General features: G+C 39.4%; 16 protein-coding genes. 9 read left to right on the top strand and 7 right to left on the bottom strand.

From position 1 onward, the window contains the following. Nucleotides 1-20 precede the first annotated feature (20 nt). The 3 genes from BUF13_RS05375 to BUF13_RS05365 all read left to right on the top strand — a co-directional run bounded on the left by BUF13_RS05375 (nt 21) and on the right by BUF13_RS05365 (nt 2441). On the top strand, nt 21-887 hold the full coding sequence (locus BUF13_RS05375; protein WP_073570681.1) for a LysR family transcriptional regulator: 867 nt from the start codon (nt 21-23) through the stop codon (nt 885-887). Nucleotides 888-949: 62 nt separating this feature from the next. Beyond that, a complete protein-coding gene (locus BUF13_RS05370) occupies nt 950-1474 on the top strand; it encodes a VanZ family protein (RefSeq protein WP_083586378.1) in 525 nt (174 codons plus the stop codon). Between the two features lie 163 nt (nt 1475-1637). After that, entirely contained in the window at nt 1638-2441 is an 804-nt protein-coding gene (locus BUF13_RS05365) for a helix-turn-helix domain-containing protein (RefSeq protein WP_073570865.1), read from the top strand. Here the strand turns inward: BUF13_RS05365 and menD are convergent. Genes menD through BUF13_RS05350 form a run of 3 tightly spaced genes read right to left on the bottom strand, consistent with a single transcriptional unit; the run spans nt 2438 to nt 5747 of the window. Continuing rightward, nucleotides 2438-4120 carry a 2-succinyl-5-enolpyruvyl-6-hydroxy-3-cyclohexene-1-carboxylic-acid synthase gene (gene menD, locus BUF13_RS05360; RefSeq protein ID WP_073570680.1) on the bottom strand — a complete coding sequence of 561 codons (1683 nt, stop codon included), beginning with the start codon at nt 4118-4120 and terminating at the stop codon, nt 2438-2440. The genes BUF13_RS05365 and menD overlap by 4 nt on opposite strands. Beyond that, the gene (locus tag BUF13_RS05355; protein WP_073570679.1) at nt 4117-5328 is read right to left on the bottom strand and encodes a chorismate-binding protein; all 1212 of its coding nucleotides are present in this window, start codon (nt 5326-5328) and stop codon (nt 4117-4119) included. The genes menD and BUF13_RS05355 overlap by 4 nt, the downstream gene beginning before the upstream one ends. Then, nucleotides 5325-5747, bottom strand: a complete 423-nt coding sequence (locus BUF13_RS05350) for a hotdog fold thioesterase (protein WP_073570678.1) — start codon at nt 5745-5747, stop codon at nt 5325-5327. The genes BUF13_RS05355 and BUF13_RS05350 overlap by 4 nt, the downstream gene beginning before the upstream one ends. A 52-nt stretch (nt 5748-5799) precedes the next feature. On the opposite strand from BUF13_RS05350, the gene BUF13_RS05345 reads away from it, so the two are divergent. Continuing rightward, nucleotides 5800-6423, top strand: a complete 624-nt coding sequence (locus tag BUF13_RS05345) for a histidine phosphatase family protein (protein ID WP_073570677.1) — start codon at nt 5800-5802, stop codon at nt 6421-6423. A 14-nt stretch (nt 6424-6437) separates the two neighbouring features. On the opposite strand, the gene BUF13_RS05340 is transcribed toward BUF13_RS05345, so the two are convergent. The 3 genes from BUF13_RS05340 to BUF13_RS05330 form a co-directional block, all read right to left on the bottom strand. Then, nucleotides 6438-6836 (bottom strand): hypothetical protein, encoded by a 399-nt coding sequence (locus BUF13_RS05340; protein WP_073570676.1) that lies wholly within the window; start codon nt 6834-6836, stop codon nt 6438-6440. 106 nt (nt 6837-6942) lie between these two features. Next, nucleotides 6943-7713 carry a zinc ribbon domain-containing protein gene (locus BUF13_RS05335; protein WP_073570675.1) on the bottom strand — a complete coding sequence of 257 codons (771 nt, stop codon included), beginning with the start codon at nt 7711-7713 and terminating at the stop codon, nt 6943-6945. Between the two features lie 3 nt (nt 7714-7716). Continuing rightward, a complete protein-coding gene (locus tag BUF13_RS05330) occupies nt 7717-8817 on the bottom strand; it encodes a Nif3-like dinuclear metal center hexameric protein (protein WP_073570864.1) in 1101 nt (366 codons plus the stop codon). A 41-nt stretch (nt 8818-8858) separates the two neighbouring features. On the opposite strand from BUF13_RS05330, the gene lpxK reads away from it, so the two are divergent. The 4 genes from lpxK (at nt 8859) to BUF13_RS05310 (ending at nt 13849) form a co-directional block, all read left to right on the top strand. After that, nucleotides 8859-9902 (top strand): tetraacyldisaccharide 4'-kinase, encoded by a 1044-nt coding sequence (gene lpxK, locus BUF13_RS05325; RefSeq protein ID WP_073570674.1) that lies wholly within the window; start codon nt 8859-8861, stop codon nt 9900-9902. Nucleotides 9903-9912: 10 nt separating this feature from the next. After that, entirely contained in the window at nt 9913-11856 is a 1944-nt protein-coding gene (locus tag BUF13_RS05320; protein WP_317129058.1) for a putative porin, read from the top strand. Nucleotides 11857-11858: 2 nt separating this feature from the next. Then, a complete protein-coding gene (locus tag BUF13_RS05315; protein WP_170865137.1) occupies nt 11859-12470 on the top strand; it encodes a MiaE family protein in 612 nt (203 codons plus the stop codon). 134 nt (nt 12471-12604) lie between these two features. Continuing rightward, nucleotides 12605-13849, top strand: a complete 1245-nt coding sequence (locus BUF13_RS05310; RefSeq protein ID WP_073570672.1) for an ABC transporter permease — start codon at nt 12605-12607, stop codon at nt 13847-13849. 11 nt (nt 13850-13860) lie between these two features. On the opposite strand, the gene BUF13_RS05305 is transcribed toward BUF13_RS05310, so the two are convergent. Then, on the bottom strand, nt 13861-14697 hold the full coding sequence (locus BUF13_RS05305) for a glycerophosphodiester phosphodiesterase (RefSeq protein ID WP_073570671.1): 837 nt from the start codon (nt 14695-14697) through the stop codon (nt 13861-13863). Between the two features lie 113 nt (nt 14698-14810). On the opposite strand from BUF13_RS05305, the gene BUF13_RS05300 reads away from it, so the two are divergent. Continuing rightward, nucleotides 14811-16502, top strand: a complete 1692-nt coding sequence (locus tag BUF13_RS05300; protein ID WP_073570670.1) for a GMC oxidoreductase — start codon at nt 14811-14813, stop codon at nt 16500-16502. Nucleotides 16503-16580 lie beyond the last annotated feature (78 nt).

The raw sequence follows: 16580 nt of genomic DNA, 5'->3' as shown, positions 1-16580 counted from the left end.
ATGATAACCGGTAGGTATCAATGGAACTAAGACATTTACAATATTTTAAGGCTGTAGCTGAAGAGTTAAACTTTCGGAAGGCGGCGGATCGATTGTTTATTTCTCAACCGGGATTGAGTAGGCAGATCCGCCAATTGGAAGAATTATTGGGAGTTCAACTTTTTGAAAGGGATCAAAAGCATGTGCAGCTCACACCTGCAGGGGTATACTTGAAAGGGGAAGTGGATTTTGTATTAAATCACTTGGAGACAACTCGTTCCCAATTGAAGCAGATTGACGCTGGAAAAATAGGGGAGTTACGGATAGGTTTTTTGGGTTCGGCATCCAATCGTGTTTTGCCTGATTTATTGCAAAAGCTCAATGAGAAGCAGCCAGGAATTACCACCAGTCTGGAGGAGCTCAGCAATGCCATTCAGGTGGAAATGATTCAAAAGGATAGATTGGATTTGGGATATGTTCGAATGGCAACTGTCCCAGAAGGTCTGAGTAAAAAGACTGTCCTCAAGGATTCATTTTCTGTTGTGGTGCCATTGGATCATGAGGTCAATTCTTCCAATTTTAAAAGTCTATCTCAATTTTCAGAGGAAGCTTTTATCCTTTTTTCGAGCGATTATAGTAAGTATTACTATGACCAAATCATGGGGATTTGTAGAGATGCTGGCTTTTCTCCACAGATTAGGCATAAATCTGTCCATGCTTTAACCATTTTTAAATTGGTAGAAAATAGAATGGGAGTTGCCATCGTTCCTACTTCTCTGAAAGAGGGATATGAGTTGAATGTTCGATTTTTGGAGATACCGAATACCAGCCAATATACAGAGCTTTCTGCCATCTGGAAACCGGAAAACAGAAATCCAGCTTTGAAGCGGGTATTGGCATTATTGTAGTGTAAATTGAGGTATTAGTAAAGCTGGAAAATTTTTCAATTCGATTAACCTGAAAATAAAAAGTGGCCAAAGAAATTAAACAGGATTACAAACAGGATCAACTCACCAGAGTTTTATTATTTATCTATCTGATAGTTTTGGCTTGGATCATTTTGTTCAAAATGGGGGTGAGTTTTTCCTACATGGAAGAGAGGAGAATCAACTTGATTCCATTTGCCAATGGCTATTATAGCTTGACTGAAACTATTATGAATGTGGTGATTTTTATTCCTCTCGGTCTGTATGCTGGTATTTTATTTCGAAGGAAAACGTTTGCCTGGGTAGTACTCTTTTTTTTCTTGGTCAGTTTGATTGTTGAAAGCCTTCAGGTTATTATCAAAACTGGTACTTTCGATATTACCGATTTATTGACCAATACAACTGGAGGGATTATTGGATATTTGTTTATATGGTTATTTGAAAAAATTGCTTCAAGTCCACTTCGGGTTCAAAAAATCATGAATATCCTAGCCTCCTTGAGTACTGTGATTATTATTTCCTTGTTGGCTTTACTCAAATTGAATATGCTTCCAGTAAGATTTCAATAATTGAATTCAAACTCAATACATTTGAAAAACCCTCTAAATAAGCCGTAAACCTAAATGTCGGGCAAATGTCGGGCAAATGTCGGGTGAAAACCGAGTTATTTTCGTCCTCATATAATCATTGAACTGAGAAATTGCCATGGTTAAATCAAAATCACAATTCACAATGAAGAAACCAGAATTAGGTAAAAAAATCTCAGAATGGAGAAAAGCCAAGGGAATGACCCAAGAGGAGTTGGTCGAAAAATGCAATTTGAATGTAAGGACCATCCAGCGGATAGAAGCTGGAGAAGTCATGCCAAGAAGCTATACGATCAAGGCATTGATGGAGGCATTGGAAATTCAAGAGACTGATTTTCTAAAAGTAGAAAAAATGGAAGTCGGGTTATCTGAAGGGTTGAAGAATTGGATCATTATTTCCTTTATAGCTGGAGTGATTTATTTCATTCTTGGATTTATTGAAATTCCGATGGATATCAAAATGATGGCCGGAATGGGAGATTCTGAAAGCCGTTGGGGAGTTTATCCCACTCTAAAAATCATTGTTCTTATAAGCTCTAGTTTGTTCTTTTTGGGATTCCTGAAAATTGCGAAATCAGAGAAAGATCAACTCTTGAAAACTTCTTTTCTAACACTTGTTATTGGTAATATATTTTGGATCCTCATGGATATCTTTCTTCTAAATATGGGCTCCTTTTCCCAACCACTATATGCTATTTTGAAACTGGGATCCCTCGGTTTGATCTATGTTTTTGTTGGTTTTGCCTTATTTAAATTTGAAACTTACGAAAAGACATTTTTTGGGGCATTGGGCATCATGGGGATGATAACAGGGATTTTATTTTCGTCTGTTGTCGGAGCAGCTGGAGGGCTTCTAGCAATGACTATTTTTGAAATAGCCTTATTGGTTTCTTTGGTAATGTACTTCAAGGGGAAAGAAAAGATCCCCTTGTCCAGTTTTGCCCATTAAAATAGAGAATCTCGAATTAACCCTTTCAGCTTTTTCAACTGCTGCTCATTGAGGCTGCTTTTACTTTCAATCTCAAGGGTTTTTGGATGAATACTTGGAGAATAGAAATCCTGTAAAGCTTCAGTCAGGGATTTTTGATCCGAAACTTTTGTGTAGTTGAAATGGAACTCTTTTGCCAAATTCTCTGCCGTTAAGGCTTGTCTGGTTTCAAAATATTCTTCCAGTTCGGGTTGTTTCTTTGGCCCGTCAATCATTCTGAAAATGCCTCCTGCATGGTTATTCAATAGAATGATTCTCAGGTTCGGCATAGTGTAATTATGCCAAAAAGCATTTCTATCATAAAAGAAGGCCAAATCGCCTGTAATCAGTGTAACCGGATCTTTGGTGGTGAAGGTACAACCGACTGCTGTGCTATTCGATCCGTCTATTCCGCTGGTTCCTCGATTGCAGTAGATTTCTTGAGTTCTGGCTCCCAATTGATTCAGGTAGCGAACAGACATGGAATTGGCAACGTGGATTTTTGAGCTTTTAGGAACAAAAGAAAGTACGGTTTTCAAGGCTGAAAACTCGCCAAATTCTAGTTCCTGAAAAGCTGTTTCCAGAAGTTTTTCAGTTTGACTATTTAAATCATGCCATCTAGCGTAATAGCTTCTCTCTAGGTGTGAAATATTTTCCAATAACCAACAAAGGAAATTCTCAGGTGAAGCAGGGATCAATTGACTTAAAGACTGGAATACGTCTTTCCCTCTTCCATCTTCTTGAATATGCCAATGGGGGACGTCACATTTTCTTAGGAAAAGCTTCAAAGGCTTAGAAATAATGGATTTCCCAAAACTGATGATCAAATCAGGTTTTAATTCCTGATTCAAATCTTCATTTCCTACCCAGTGATCATGAAGATTAATCGTTTCCCCCGACTGCATATTGGAAATGGTGTCAGTAACCACGACCACATTTTTTTCCTTGGAAATCTTATCTAAAATCGTCTGAATCTCTGGATTTGGGTTTTGTTGCCCTGCCAAAATTAGGATCCTATTGTGATCCTTCAGTTGGCTTTGAAGCTGAATTTTAGAATCGGAAGAAAGTCCAAAATGGCTAGAACACAAATGTGTGATTTTGTGATCTTCTGGAAACTCAAACGCCTCATTTTCTGAAGGATAAAAAGGCTCCCTCAGTGGGATATTGATATGAACTGGTCCTTTCGGAAAAGTCTGACTTAGATTGATAGCCTCGTTGCTAATTCTGCTTGCCCAAGCTATTTGATCTGGATGTGAATAAGAATCTGGAAACTGAAAGCTCCCTTTTACATGCTTTCCATAGACTTCCGGTTGGAAAATCGTCTGTCCGTCCCATTGATCAATCCATTCTGGTGGTCGATCTGCAGTCAGGATAAGTAAAGGGATATTCTGGAAAAAAGCTTCTGCCACAGCAGGAAAGTAATTCAATGCTGCAGATCCCGAGGTGCAAACCAAAGCTACTGGCTCATCCAATTGCTGAGCCATACCCATAGCTATAAAAGCCGCTGAACGCTCATCAGAAATAGTTCTGGCGTGGATTTCAGGATGCCTAGCAAAGGCCAAAGTCAAAGGAGCACAACGTGATCCAGGGGATAAAATGACGTTTTTGATGCCTTTTTTGGCACAAATAGCCACTAGATCGATAATGGGTTGTAAGATCAAGCTTGGGATTTTTGAATGAATTTACCGATGATTTCGCATTTCATTTCAGTCTCTTCCCATTCTTTTTGTGGATCTGATTCTTCGGTGACTCCAGCGCCTGCGTAAAGAGTGACCTTCCCATCTTGGAACGAAGCTGTTCTCAAGTTGACAAAAATGGAAGTTTCATCTTGGATATTTACCGGACCTATGAAGCCAGCATAAAATGAGCGATCAAAACCTTCGAATTTTTTCAAGAAATCATGAGCTTCTTTGCGAGGCATACCACAAACTGCTGAGGTAGGATGAAGCAATTCCAACATGATAGATCCCAATTGAGGGAAGTTGGTTGTTTTCATATTCACTCGGAAATCTGAGCGCAAATGAAGAAGACTTCCTGCCATCACGGTTTTGGGTCCGTGTTCCTCGTATTCTCTTAAGCGGATTCTTTTAAAACAATCCACGATATAGCGACAGACCAATGCTTGTTCCTCGATTTCTTTTTGGGTCCAAGCGGCTGTTTTTAGCGGATTTTCTCCTTTTGCAGCTTGGGTTCCTGCCAATGACATGGTATAGAACTCATCGCCTTTTGTCTCAATCAAAACCTCAGGGCTTGCACCCATCCATGTTCCAATTTTTGGGATATGGAAAAAGTTTACGAAGGAATTGGGAGAGGAGTGGAGAAGGTTTTTGATGGCAATTGCCAAATCAAAATTCTCCGGAATTTCAAAACTCTTGGTTCTCGCTGGAACTACCTTTTCTAAATACCCATCCTGAATGGATTGGATACTTTTTTCAACCAATTCAATAAAATGCTCTTGGGACTCACCATCCTTATTTTTAGGATATGAGTTGGATAGCACATTGATTCTCTGGACAGATTTTAAATATTCCTGATGTGAAATATCAGTTGCTACTTTTGTCCATTCCGGAAGGTCCTCTTTTTGAATTTGCTGATCCAGCTTCCAATTCCAATAGTGAGTTGCTTGAATGAAAAAGGCTTGTTTGTCTTCTTGGTCCTCAAAAGGATGAACAATAAAGCCTGCCTCTAATTCTTCCAGTTGAAGATTGACTTTTTTTGGAGTTTCCTGTCCATCAAAAATCAATTCTAAGGTATTTGATTTCGGTTTTCTCCAAATCGCAAAAGAGCCTCCTGATGCAAATCCTGCATTGAGGATTTGATTTAAAACTTCTGTTACTGAAAGCGACTTTGAAATGATAGATTCGATCATTTTCTATCTAAAATTGCTAGGGTGATTCTACTGATGCAACAAAGGTCTTTTGCTGCATTATATATTTTTATTTCCCAAACTTGAGTGGATTTGCCAACATGTATGGGACTTACACGGCCAGTAACTAGTCCCTCTTTCGCAGATTTAAGATGATTGGCATTGATTTCCAATCCAACGCAGATCTGCTTTTCAAGATCTAAAGTCAATGTTCCGGCAATCGAACCCAAAGTTTCGGCAAGCACTACGTTTGCTCCTCCGTGTAACAAGCCCATAGGCTGTTTGGTTCGATGATCGACAGGCATGGTCGCTTCTATGAAATCATCACCGATCTCGGTGAATTCGATTCCAATAAACTGGACCATATTATTGGTCCCCATTTTATTTAGTTGGTCTAGAGAAGGCTTTGAACGAAAGACCATGAATTTTGACTGGATTTGTTTTTCTTTGGGCTTGAGACAAAAATAAAGAATCTTGAATCGAAAAAAAATTTACTTAGTACGCCACGGACAGACTGATTTTAATTTGAAAGGTGTAGTCCAAGGATCAGGTATAGATGCTCCTATCAATGATACAGGAAGAGCCCAGGCAAAAGCGTTTTTTGAAGCTTACCAAGATGTTCCATTCGATCAAGCATATCACACGGCTTTGATACGAACCAGACAGTCCATAGAATCCTTTATTGAAAAAGGAATTCCAACTGGAACTTTGCCAGAATTAAATGAGATTTCTTGGGGAGATTATGAAGGTACACCTATGACTCCTGAGGAGAGTCAGTATTACCAGCACATGCTTCACCAATGGCAACAAGGGAATTTGGATTATGCAATTGCTGGAGGGGAAAGCCCAAATACAGTGGCCGAGCGAATGAGTCGAGGAATTCAAAAAATCTTGGATGGTCCAGGTGAAACTATTCTAGTTTGTATGCATGGACGTGCGATGAGAATATTCTTGAGCTTGATTTTCAAATATGATCTTCGATTTATGGATCAATTTGAGCATACCAATTTGGGGCTGTACCTATTAGAACAATTGGAAGACGGAACTTTTGTTCTCAAAAAAGGAAATGATAGAGAGCATTTGAAGAATCTTGGGTAATCCTTGAAATAGAATTATTGTGCTTTTTGGTTTCGTTTAGGATTGTCTTGGTTTTCATGAGCTTCCAAAAACACCTCCATAGTCTTTTTGCTTTCAGTAATATCGAAAACTCGGAAAGCAACTTCCTGTAATTTGATATCAGTTTCTTTTCCTGTATTGATCAAGAAGTCTCCAAGAAAGCATTCGTCAAAGTCGCAAGACGGGATTTCAATCAATAATGCCAACTCTGAATTGCCGGAATAGGTTTTCGTATCAAACAAAGAAAATTGGGATTCAATCTCTTTTAGGTTGGTCTGATGTGATTTTAATTCTTTGGATTTGAAAAGAACCAAAAATGTTTTGGTATCATCTTCATTTGCCCAAGTTAAATTAAAGGAAATCAGAGTGAATAGGGTGATAAACAATACTCTCATAGCTTTCAATATAAAAATTTATAGACTTGAAATCCAAAGGAGTATCTAAAAAAAGTGCAATAAAAAACCCCGAAATATTTCGGGGTTTCTTTTTGTAGGTATAAAATTAAGACCTTGCGGTTCTTTTTCTCTTTGGTGCTGGTTCTTCGACGATTTCGTCTTCAACTCCTGCTAGGATTCTTCCACAATGCTCACAAACGATCAATTTTTTCTTTTCACGGATGTCAGCTTGTCTTTGAGGTGGTACGGTGTTGAAACAACCACCGCAAGCTCCTCTTTTCACCATAACAACAGCCAAACCGTTTTTAGCATTAGCTCTGATCTTAGCGTAAGATTTCAATAATCTTTCTTCCACTTTTTTCACAGCCTTTTCACGATCTGCATTCAATTTAGCCTCTTCGTTTTCGCTTTCAGAGATGATGGTAGAAAGTTCGTCCTTTTTCAAATCAAGGTCTTTCTGTCTATCTTTCATTACTTCTGTCAACTCATCCAAATCGTGCTTTTTGGTGTCGATTCTAACTCCTGCTTCACCAATTTTCTTCTTGGCAACTTGAATTTCAAGATCTTGAAGTTCCAACTCTTTGGTGATCGCATCGTACTCACGGTTGTTTCGTACGTTCATCTGCTGTTCCTGATATTTCTTGATCAGTTTTTCAGATTCTTTGATGCTATCTTTCAATGCCTTGATCTCATCTTCGAAAGATTGGATCTCGTTGTTGAATTTTTCAAGTCTAGTTTCGTACCCAGCAATTTCGTCTTCTAGATCTTGGACTTCCTCAGGAAGAGCTCCACGAACTTTGATGATGGAATCTAATCTTGAATCTATAAGCTGCAGGTTATGAATAGCCTCGAGTTTTTGTGCTACTGTACTTTCCATGTACTATCGGTAGGATGTGGGATTGGTAACTACTTTTGTCAAATAGAGTGCAATATTAGGAAAATTTTGTGACAATAGTTCACCAAGTAATTCTTTTGTGAAAATTTCGCTCTCATAATGCCCAATATCGCAAAGAATAATTTGGCCATCGGCGTCAAAAAATTCATGGTATTTCACGTCAGAGGTAATAAATACATCTGCTCGGGCTCTTTTTGCATCATTCAAAAGAAAAATTCCAGCACCTCCGCAAACAGCGATATTTTTAATCTTTTTACCTAAAAATGAAGTATGCTTGAATGTTTTTAGGTTCATTTTGACTTTCAGATGATCCATGAATTGATCTTCTGTCATCTCTTGGGAAAGACTACCAACCATTCCAGCACCGACCTCTTGGTTTAGGTTCTCAAGATTTTGAAGATAGTATGCTACTTCCTCATAAGGATGAGCTGTTTTCATGGCATTGATTACTTTGCCGCTGAGAAAGGATGGAAGAATGACTTCTGCCCTGATTTCAGCTACATATTCAGGAGTTCCTTTCTTGCCAATATGAGGGTTGGCTTTCTCCGAAGGAGTGAAAGTCCCCATTCCTTTGACTTGAAATGAGCAATCCTTGTATTCACCAATTTGACCTGCTCCGGCACCATATACAGCATCCAAAACCTCCTGTTTGTTTTCTTCAGGGACGAAAAACACTAGCTTTTGTAGCAATTGTTTTTTTGGTTGGAGGATCTGGGTATTGTTAAGTTCCAATCGATCGGAAATTCTCTTATTTACTCCATGCGCTACATGGTCCAAGTTGGTATGGATTGCATAGATTGCAATGTCATTTTTTAAGGCTTTGATGACGGTTCTTTCGACGTAATTTCTTCCAGTAAAGCTTTTTAAACCCTTGAAAACGATAGGGTGATGAGCCACAATCAGGTTAGCTCCCAGTTCAATGGCTTCGTCGACAATTGCTTCTGTACAGTCTAAACTACAAAGAACTCCAGAGACCTCATCTTCTCTGTCTCCGGTGATCAGAGTTGCGTTGTCGTAGGATTCCTGATAAGCAGGAGGAGCCTGCTGCTCTAAAAATGAAATTACTTCCCGAATCTTATATGCCATAAATTTTTGGTTTATTTGGTCAAAAATACAAATTCTAAGGAATGCATCCTTTGGCATTTTTACTTTATCCATTTGCTCTTTTATTCGGTGGGATCACTCGCCTAAGGAATTTCCTTTATGATCAGGGTGTCCTAAAATCTCATCAATCCCAAACTCCCAGTATCCTAGTAGGGAACCTGAGAGTCGGAGGGACAGGGAAGACTCCCATGGTGGAATTTTTGATTCGAGCATTTAAGGATGAAAGAAAATTAGCGACTCTTTCTAGAGGGTATGGTCGGAAAACCAAAGGCTTTTTGCAAGCCTTACCTGATTCTTCTCCTAGCTACATTGGAGATGAACCTTTCCAGATTTTTCAAAAATTCGGAAATGAAATAAAAGTATTTGTAGGAGAGGATAGAATTCAGGCAGAAAATGTAATTCATCAACTTCCAGAACGGCCTGAATTATTGATTTTAGATGATGCATTTCAGCATCGTTCTTTCAAAGCTCATTTCTCCATCTTGCTTAGTACTTGGGATGATCCGTTTTTCAAAGATTACCTCATGCCAATGGGGCGCTTGAGAGAAAGCCGAAAAGGGGCAAAAAGAGCGGATGTCGTGGTGATTTCTAAAAGTCCTGAAAGAATTGAAACCGATCAAAAGAATGAAATTATCCGAGAGGTAAGGGTTTACGCTGGACTTGAAAAGCCAGTTTTGTTTTCTTCCATCGGTTATGGAGATCCAGTCGCTATTTCTGAACAAAGTCAATTTTCCAAGAAGGTGATTTTATTTAGTGGAATCGCCCAAACTGATATTTTGGAAGATTATTGTAGAAAGAATTTTGAAGTATTAAACTTTCATAAATTTCCAGATCACTACGACTATACTGAAGAGGATTTAGCCAAATTGAAAAGAGAATCGGAAAGCTATCCAAAAGGTGAACTCGTTTTTCTGACCACGGAAAAAGACGGAGTCAAAGTAAAAAACTTGCTTCCAAATGGTTTTTTGGGAGAAATTCCGATTTTTGTCCTGCCAATTCAGGTGGTCTTTTCTCCTGAGGATGAGCAAAAACTTATTGATCTAATCCAACAAAAAGTCTTTACCTAAGACAAATCCTGTGAATAAAGCTCTATTTGGAATATGTTTCCTAGTCTTGATGGGAATTGCTGAATTCGCTGTGGCTCAGCGTACGACAACCACAACCCGTGGGGGAAATGGGCCCAAAACCGTTCGGGAAGTCGATCCGGAAGAAGGTGAAGAAGGAGAGCAAAATCTGCGAAAATCTTTGTTGGATGATAGTACCAAAATGGTCTTTGGACCTAAAACTGCCCTCTATTATTTCGAAAAAGATATCAAGAGAAATAGTCTCGTTTTATATCCTCAGGATACTTCCTTAACTAATTTTCATAATTATGATCCAGTAGCCAAAAGCGGGTGGAAATACCAGGATTTGGGTAATATCGGAAGTGCTGCGACTCCTGTTTTTTATCAGGTTCCAAAAATAATAGGGACTACTTCAGGCTTTAGTGCTTACGATATTTATTTCAGAGATCCTTCTGACAATAAGTATTTTGATACCAAGTCTCCTTTCACAGAGATGTCAGCTTTTTTTGGAGGAGGAAACCGAAATATGCTGGATATCAAGTTCGCCAGAAATATCAATCCACGCTGGAATGTAGGCTTTGATTTTCATACGATTAAATCGAGAAAAACATTGAATCCAACAGCCAGAGATGATAACATGGTTAACCAGACGAGCTATTCCTTGCATTCTAATTATCGATCTGAGAACGGCAGGTATTGGATATTGGGGACATTCTCCAGAATGCGTCATGTCGTCAATGAAATCGGTGGGATCATTCCTCCTGAGGAAGACAGTACCTCGGTTTATTTTACTTATGAAGATGCAAAAGTTTGGCTTCGTTATACCCAGGCGAGGGATTTAAGACAAGACTATCACATCTATCATGAGTACAAGGTTCGTGATGGGCTGCAGATTTATCATATTTTCGATAAAAGGAAGCAGGAGGTTGTTGTTGATGCAGATTTGACTACCAGTGATTCTTCCTATTATCCTTCGACAAGGATTCATCATCAAGATACCACCAGGAATTTTAATAATTTCTCTGAATGGAGAAATGAGTTTGGTTTCAAGGGAACGTTTGGAGGCTTTTATTACAATGCCTTCACTCGTTTGAGAAATGGAAGAATGCGCAGTACATTTTTTGAATCCAATAATGCATTCAATGAAGTTTACTTGGGAGGAGAATTGATTGGAAAGCTTTCTGAAAAATGGAGCTTAAGTGCTGATGGGGAATATTTGATTCCGGGAGCATTTAGAATCCATGGTATTTTCCAATCGCCTTGGCTCGATGCAGAATATACTAAAGCGCTTTACAAGCCTACCTCCATGCAGCAGCTTTATGCTGGCAATCAATATGAATGGTCGAATGATTTTTCAAATATTGGCCTTGATCAAATTAAAGGAACTTTAAAAATAGATTTAAATAGGGTCCAACTGAGGCCTTCTTTGACTATAAATCGGGTCAATAATTACGTCTATTTTGATGAGGAAAGACTTCCTGCCCAGGCAAGCGGAGAGGCTTTTATGCTGATGCCTGGTTTGAAAGCATCCATACCTGTTGGAAGGAAATTCCAGTGGGATACCGAAGTGGTATTGACCAATATTTCTGGTGATGCGGCGGATGCGTTTCGAATTCCAAAAGTCTTTGGAAACACCCGATTCTATTTTGATAGCCCGGCATTCAATGATAATGTATTTATTCAAATGGGTATAGATGTTAGATACAAATCGAGCTATTATGCCAATGCCTATTATGCAGGGACTCAGCAATTTTATTTGCAAAACAGATTTGATGTTTATGCTTATCCTGTAGCTGATTTCTTCTTGGATTTTAGAATCAATAGAACTCGGGTATTGTTGAAGTACAATCACCTGAATGAAGGGTTCATGGAGCAGGAGGGATACTTCGTTTCTCCAGATTACACAGGTTATAAATCATTTCTGGATTTGGGGATTACCTGGTATTTATTTGATTGATTATGAGCTGGGAAGAGAGTACAAAACAAAAAATGCTTCATCTGAAACTACCGACAGATCCTAGATGGGTTGGGATTGCAGAAATGCAAATTGAAGACATTTTGACTGATCATGCCTATTGCGAACAGAAGGCCGCCTCTTCTTGTATTTCCTTGATCGTTAGATTCAATGATTTGGATGAATTGGTGGATACTTTGACTCCGATTGTAGCTGAAGAATGGGGACATTTTGAGCGGGTGATGGATCAAATCCGAAAGCGTGAAATGAAATTCGGAATGGCTAGAAAAGATGAATATGTGACCCAGCTAAACGGTTTTGTGAGAAAAGGCGGGAATCGTATGTCTCAGCTTACTGAGCATCTGCTTTTGAATGCCTTAATCGAAGCCAGAAGCTGTGAACGGTTCAAGCTTTTGTCTCAAAATATTCAAGATGATGAGCTTAAGAAGTTTTATTATGAATTGATGATTTCAGAAGCTGGTCACTATGTGACTTTTATTGAGATGGCTAGAAAATATCAAGATCCCGAAATCGTCAATAAGCGATGGCAAGAATGGTTGGATTTTGAAGCTGATGTGCTCAAAAAAATGGATATCAGAGGAGATCGGATGCATTAAGGGCTTTTTTGAACTTAAACTTCTAGTGGTATTTGAAATTTTTATTAATCCTATAGCCATATCCTGCGTATTTGTTTATTATTAAGGTTGAGAGAAAGGAATTTTTAAAAAACCTGTTCTAATACGGACAATCCATGAATTTGATCGAAAATGTAAGAGAGGCTTTAAAGTCTGTTCAAGTAAATATTCTGAGAACCATTTTGACTGGAGCTATCATTGCTGTGGGGATTTCCTCTTTGGTAGGGATGCTGACTGCTATTGATGGGATCAAAAGTCAGATTGCAGAAAGTTTTTCTGGGCTCGGTGCCAATTCATTTGATATCAGGAATAAAGGATTTAGCGGTGGTAGGGCCATCCAGGATGGGAAGGAAGAGAAAACCTATCCAAAGCTGACATTTCGTGAAGTTCAGGATTTTAAGCAAGCATATACTGCATTGGGTATTTCTACTGTTTATGCCAGTGTAACAGGGGCGGCTGAAATCAAAAGAGGTTCCGAAACTACCAACCCAAATACCCGGATCAGAGGTGGTGATGAAAATTACATGAGTATCAAAGCCATGAAGCTGGCTAGCGGAAGGAATTTTTCCAACCTCGAAGTTCGATATGGGAATAATGTCTGCATTATAGGAAAGGAGATCAAAGAGACGCTTTTCGAAGCCAATGAAGATCCTATCAATCAAAAAATCAGTTTCCTGGGTAGACCTTACACTATTGTTGGTGTTCTGGAAGAGCAAGGTGGAGTGGGGCAGGATCAAGGTGCCGATAGACAGATTTTGATTCCTATAGAAAATGCAGCAAGATTAGATAAAAGAGGGGTTTTCAATTACAGTATTACAGCTATTGCTTCCGGTCCAGAAAGGATAGATTATGAAATGGGCCAGGCGATCGGAATGATGCGTAAAATCCGTCAAGATAGAGTCGCTCAGGAAGATTCTTTTGATTTGACCAAAAGCCAGTCAGTCGCCGAAAGCTTGGAAGAAGTTGCTGGTTATTTGAGAATCGGTGGATTTGGAATCGGTTTTATTACCCTTTTGGGGGCCTCGATTGGCTTAATGAACATCATGCTCGTGTCTGTGACTGAGAGAACCCGTGAGATTGGAATCAGAAAAGCATTAGGAGCAACTCCTCTTCGAATCCGACAGCAGTTTTTGATCGAGGCAATCATGATTTGTGTCTTGGGGGGAATTTTCGGAGTGATCCTCGGGATGGCTATCGGGAATATCATTGCCAACGCGATTGGGCCTGGTGGATTCTTGGTTCCTTGGCTATGGATGTTTGTAGCCTTTATGATTTGTGTGATTGTAGGACTTCTTTCAGGGGTAGTTCCTGCCTATAAAGCCAGCAAAATGGATCCAATCGAATCCTTGAGATACGAATAAGAAAATTTAAATTAATAGATGGGTATTACGGGAGTGATACCCATTTTTTTTGCCTCTTCTGAAAACGATTCCAACTCATTGACCAAAACAAAATCGATTCCCTGATCCCATAATGGTCCTAATTCTGCTGGAGTTTTGGCATAGAAGTAATTGATAATGATCCCATTTTCTTTGAGCACCTGAATAGCCTTTTGAGGGATTTTTCCTTCCTCAGGAATTCTAAATTGAAGCCCATTTGCCTTCAAATTAACAGTTGCTTCTGCATAGGGAATTGGATCGTTTCTGTAAGAACCTTCGACATTGGAAACCAGAATTTTCGGGTTGTAATTTCTTGCAGCATTAATAGCCTCCTCTTCGGCTGTTAAGAGAACCTGATGTTCCCGGTTTTGCTTGAATATCTCTTTTGAAACAGCAATCCCCAATTCTGCTCCACCCTTTAAATGGCAATTGATCCAGATATTTTTAGGCATCATTTGAAGCGTTTCTTCCAAAGTTGGGACTTTTGCTTCAGCGTATTCAGACCCAAACCAAGCCCCTGCATCCAATGCTCTGATTTGAGAAAAAGTCAATTCTTCGACTTTTCCACTACCATTCGTTGTGCGATCGACTGTTCCATCGTGCATAATTACCAAAGCGCCGTCTTTGGTGAATTGGACATCAAACTCGATCATCTGAACACCTTTTTGGATGGAATATTCGAAAGCATGAATCGTGTTTTCAGGTCGATTGTCCATCCCGCCTCGATGTGCACAAAGACCTTTTTCAGGCATTTTGATCCTTTCCTGGGAAAAGGTGGAAAAGAATATGCCGATTATAAAAAACGAGGACAGCAGGAATAACTTTTTCATAAAAATCTATCATTTTCAGACTAAACTTAAGTACATAAAGGCAAATTCAAGAAAAGAGAAGGTGAAGTTTTTATGATCTCTCTTTTTGGAATAAATAAAACCCAATTTTTAAAATGGAATCAAATCAATATGATGCGATTGTTGTCGGTTCGGGAATTTCCGGAGGATGGGCAGCAAAGGAACTATGTGAGAAAGGTCTAAAGACTTTGGTTTTGGAAAGAGGAAGGGATGTGCAGCATCTCAAGGATTATCCAACCATGACTTCTGCTCCTTGGGAGATGCCTCATCATAATCAGATTCCAAGAACTGATAAATTGGAGAACCCGGTTGTCAATCGATGTTATGCCTACAAAGAGGATACAGAGCATTTTTTTGTAAAAGATTCAGAGCATCCTTATGTACAGGAAAAGCCTTTTGATTGGGTGAGAGGTTATCAAGTTGGTGGGAAATCGTTGATTTGGGCAAGACAAACTCAGCGATGGAGCAAGTATGATTTTGAGGGGCCTGGTAGAGATGGCTTCGCTGTAGATTGGCCCATTCGATATGAGGATGTAGCCCCATGGTATAGCCATGTGGAGCGATTTGTAGGTATTTCCGGAAGTTACGAGGGTTTGGATACCCTACCTGATGGAGAGTTCCTCAAAGCTTGGGAGATGAACTGTGTAGAAAAGGAAGTGAAAGACAGAATCAATGCCCATTACAAGGATAGAAAATTTATCATTGGCCGATGTGCTCATTTGACTTCACCCAAAGAAGAGCATTTAGCACAGGGAAGAGGTCAATGTATGGCTAGAAATCAATGCTACAGAGGATGCCCTTTTGGTGGATATTTCAGCTCCAACTCTTCGACATTACCTTGGGCTGCAAAAACTGGGAACTTGACGGTCAGACCTGATTCTGTTGTTCATTCGGTGATTTGGGATGAGGAAAAAGGGAAAGCCACGGGAGTTCGGGTAATTGATAGAATTACCAAAGAGGAGCGCGAGTACTTTGCAAAAATCATATTCCTCAATGCTGCAGCTTTAAATACCAATCTGATCCTATTGAATAGTACCTCTAAGCGTTTTCCAAACGGTCTTGGGAACGACTCTGGGATTTTAGGAAAATACATTGCTTTCCATAATTACAGAGGGAGCATTTCAGCCAATTTTGAAGGCTTTGAGGATAAATATTATTTCGGGAGAAGACCGACCGCGATCATGATGCCTAATTTCCGAAATGTTAAAAGGCAGGAAATGGACTTCATGAGAGGTTATATGACTTTTTATTCTGCTGGTAGAGCAGGGTTTGGGCATGCTCAATCGGAAGGGTTTGGAGCAGATTTCAAGGAGGCAAATACCAAGCCTGGGCCATGGGGTGTCTATATGATGATTCAGGCTGAAACTATCCCCAAAGAAAGTAATCAAGTGAGTTTAAGTTCAGATCAAAAAGATTCTTGGGGAATTCCTCAGCTTCAAATCAATGTTGGTTATGATGACAATGATGAAAAGATACTGAAAGACTTCTTTGACCAAGGACAAGAGATGCTGAAAGTCGGGGGATGTGAAAATATTAGAATTTCAGACAGCAAACAGGCTCCGGGATTGGATATCCATGAAATGGGAGGGGTAAGAATGGGTAGAGATCCAAAAACATCTCTTCTGAATGGTTTCAACCAAATGCATTTGGCACCCAATGTCTTTGTAACTGACGGAGCTTGTATGACTTCTACTGGGACCCAAAACCCTTCGATTACTTACATGGCATTGACCGCAAGAGCAGTAGACCATGCCGTGAAGGAATTGAAAAAAGGGAATATTAAGTGAAATAAGGTAAATCGAATCCAAATTCCACTTATCAAATAGTAGCTGTTTTGTTCTTTGGTTTTGTTTAAATAGATTGAA

The sequence above is a fragment of the Algoriphagus zhangzhouensis genome (genome assembly GCF_900148515.1).
Classification (GTDB): domain Bacteria; phylum Bacteroidota; class Bacteroidia; order Cytophagales; family Cyclobacteriaceae; genus Algoriphagus; species Algoriphagus zhangzhouensis.
Note: the sequence above shows the minus strand (reverse complement) of the source record. Positions and strands in the feature narration are given on the sequence as shown.

What these genes read in the sequence shown, in the direction of transcription:
- BUF13_RS05365 (WP_073570865.1), top strand. Translation starts at nt 1,638, where the DNA reads ATGAAGAAACCAGAATTAGGTAAAAAAATCTCAGAATGGAGAAAAGCC.
- lpxK (WP_073570674.1), top strand. Translation starts at nt 8,859, where the DNA reads ATGCATCCTTTGGCATTTTTACTTTATCCATTTGCTCTTTTATTCGGT.
- BUF13_RS05330 (WP_073570864.1), bottom strand. Translation starts at nt 8,817, where the DNA reads ATGGCATATAAGATTCGGGAAGTAATTTCATTTTTAGAGCAGCAGGCT.
- BUF13_RS05340 (WP_073570676.1), bottom strand. Translation starts at nt 6,836, where the DNA reads ATGAGAGTATTGTTTATCACCCTATTCACTCTGATTTCCTTTAATTTA.
- BUF13_RS05375 (WP_073570681.1), top strand. Translation starts at nt 21, where the DNA reads ATGGAACTAAGACATTTACAATATTTTAAGGCTGTAGCTGAAGAGTTA.
- BUF13_RS05310 (WP_073570672.1), top strand. Translation starts at nt 12,605, where the DNA reads ATGAATTTGATCGAAAATGTAAGAGAGGCTTTAAAGTCTGTTCAAGTA.
- BUF13_RS05300 (WP_073570670.1), top strand. Translation starts at nt 14,811, where the DNA reads ATGGAATCAAATCAATATGATGCGATTGTTGTCGGTTCGGGAATTTCC.
- BUF13_RS05305 (WP_073570671.1), bottom strand. Translation starts at nt 14,697, where the DNA reads ATGAAAAAGTTATTCCTGCTGTCCTCGTTTTTTATAATCGGCATATTC.
- BUF13_RS05335 (WP_073570675.1), bottom strand. Translation starts at nt 7,713, where the DNA reads ATGGAAAGTACAGTAGCACAAAAACTCGAGGCTATTCATAACCTGCAG.
- BUF13_RS05355 (WP_073570679.1), bottom strand. Translation starts at nt 5,328, where the DNA reads ATGATCGAATCTATCATTTCAAAGTCGCTTTCAGTAACAGAAGTTTTA.
- BUF13_RS05315 (WP_170865137.1), top strand. Translation starts at nt 11,859, where the DNA reads ATGAGCTGGGAAGAGAGTACAAAACAAAAAATGCTTCATCTGAAACTA.
- BUF13_RS05350 (WP_073570678.1), bottom strand. Translation starts at nt 5,747, where the DNA reads ATGGTCTTTCGTTCAAAGCCTTCTCTAGACCAACTAAATAAAATGGGG.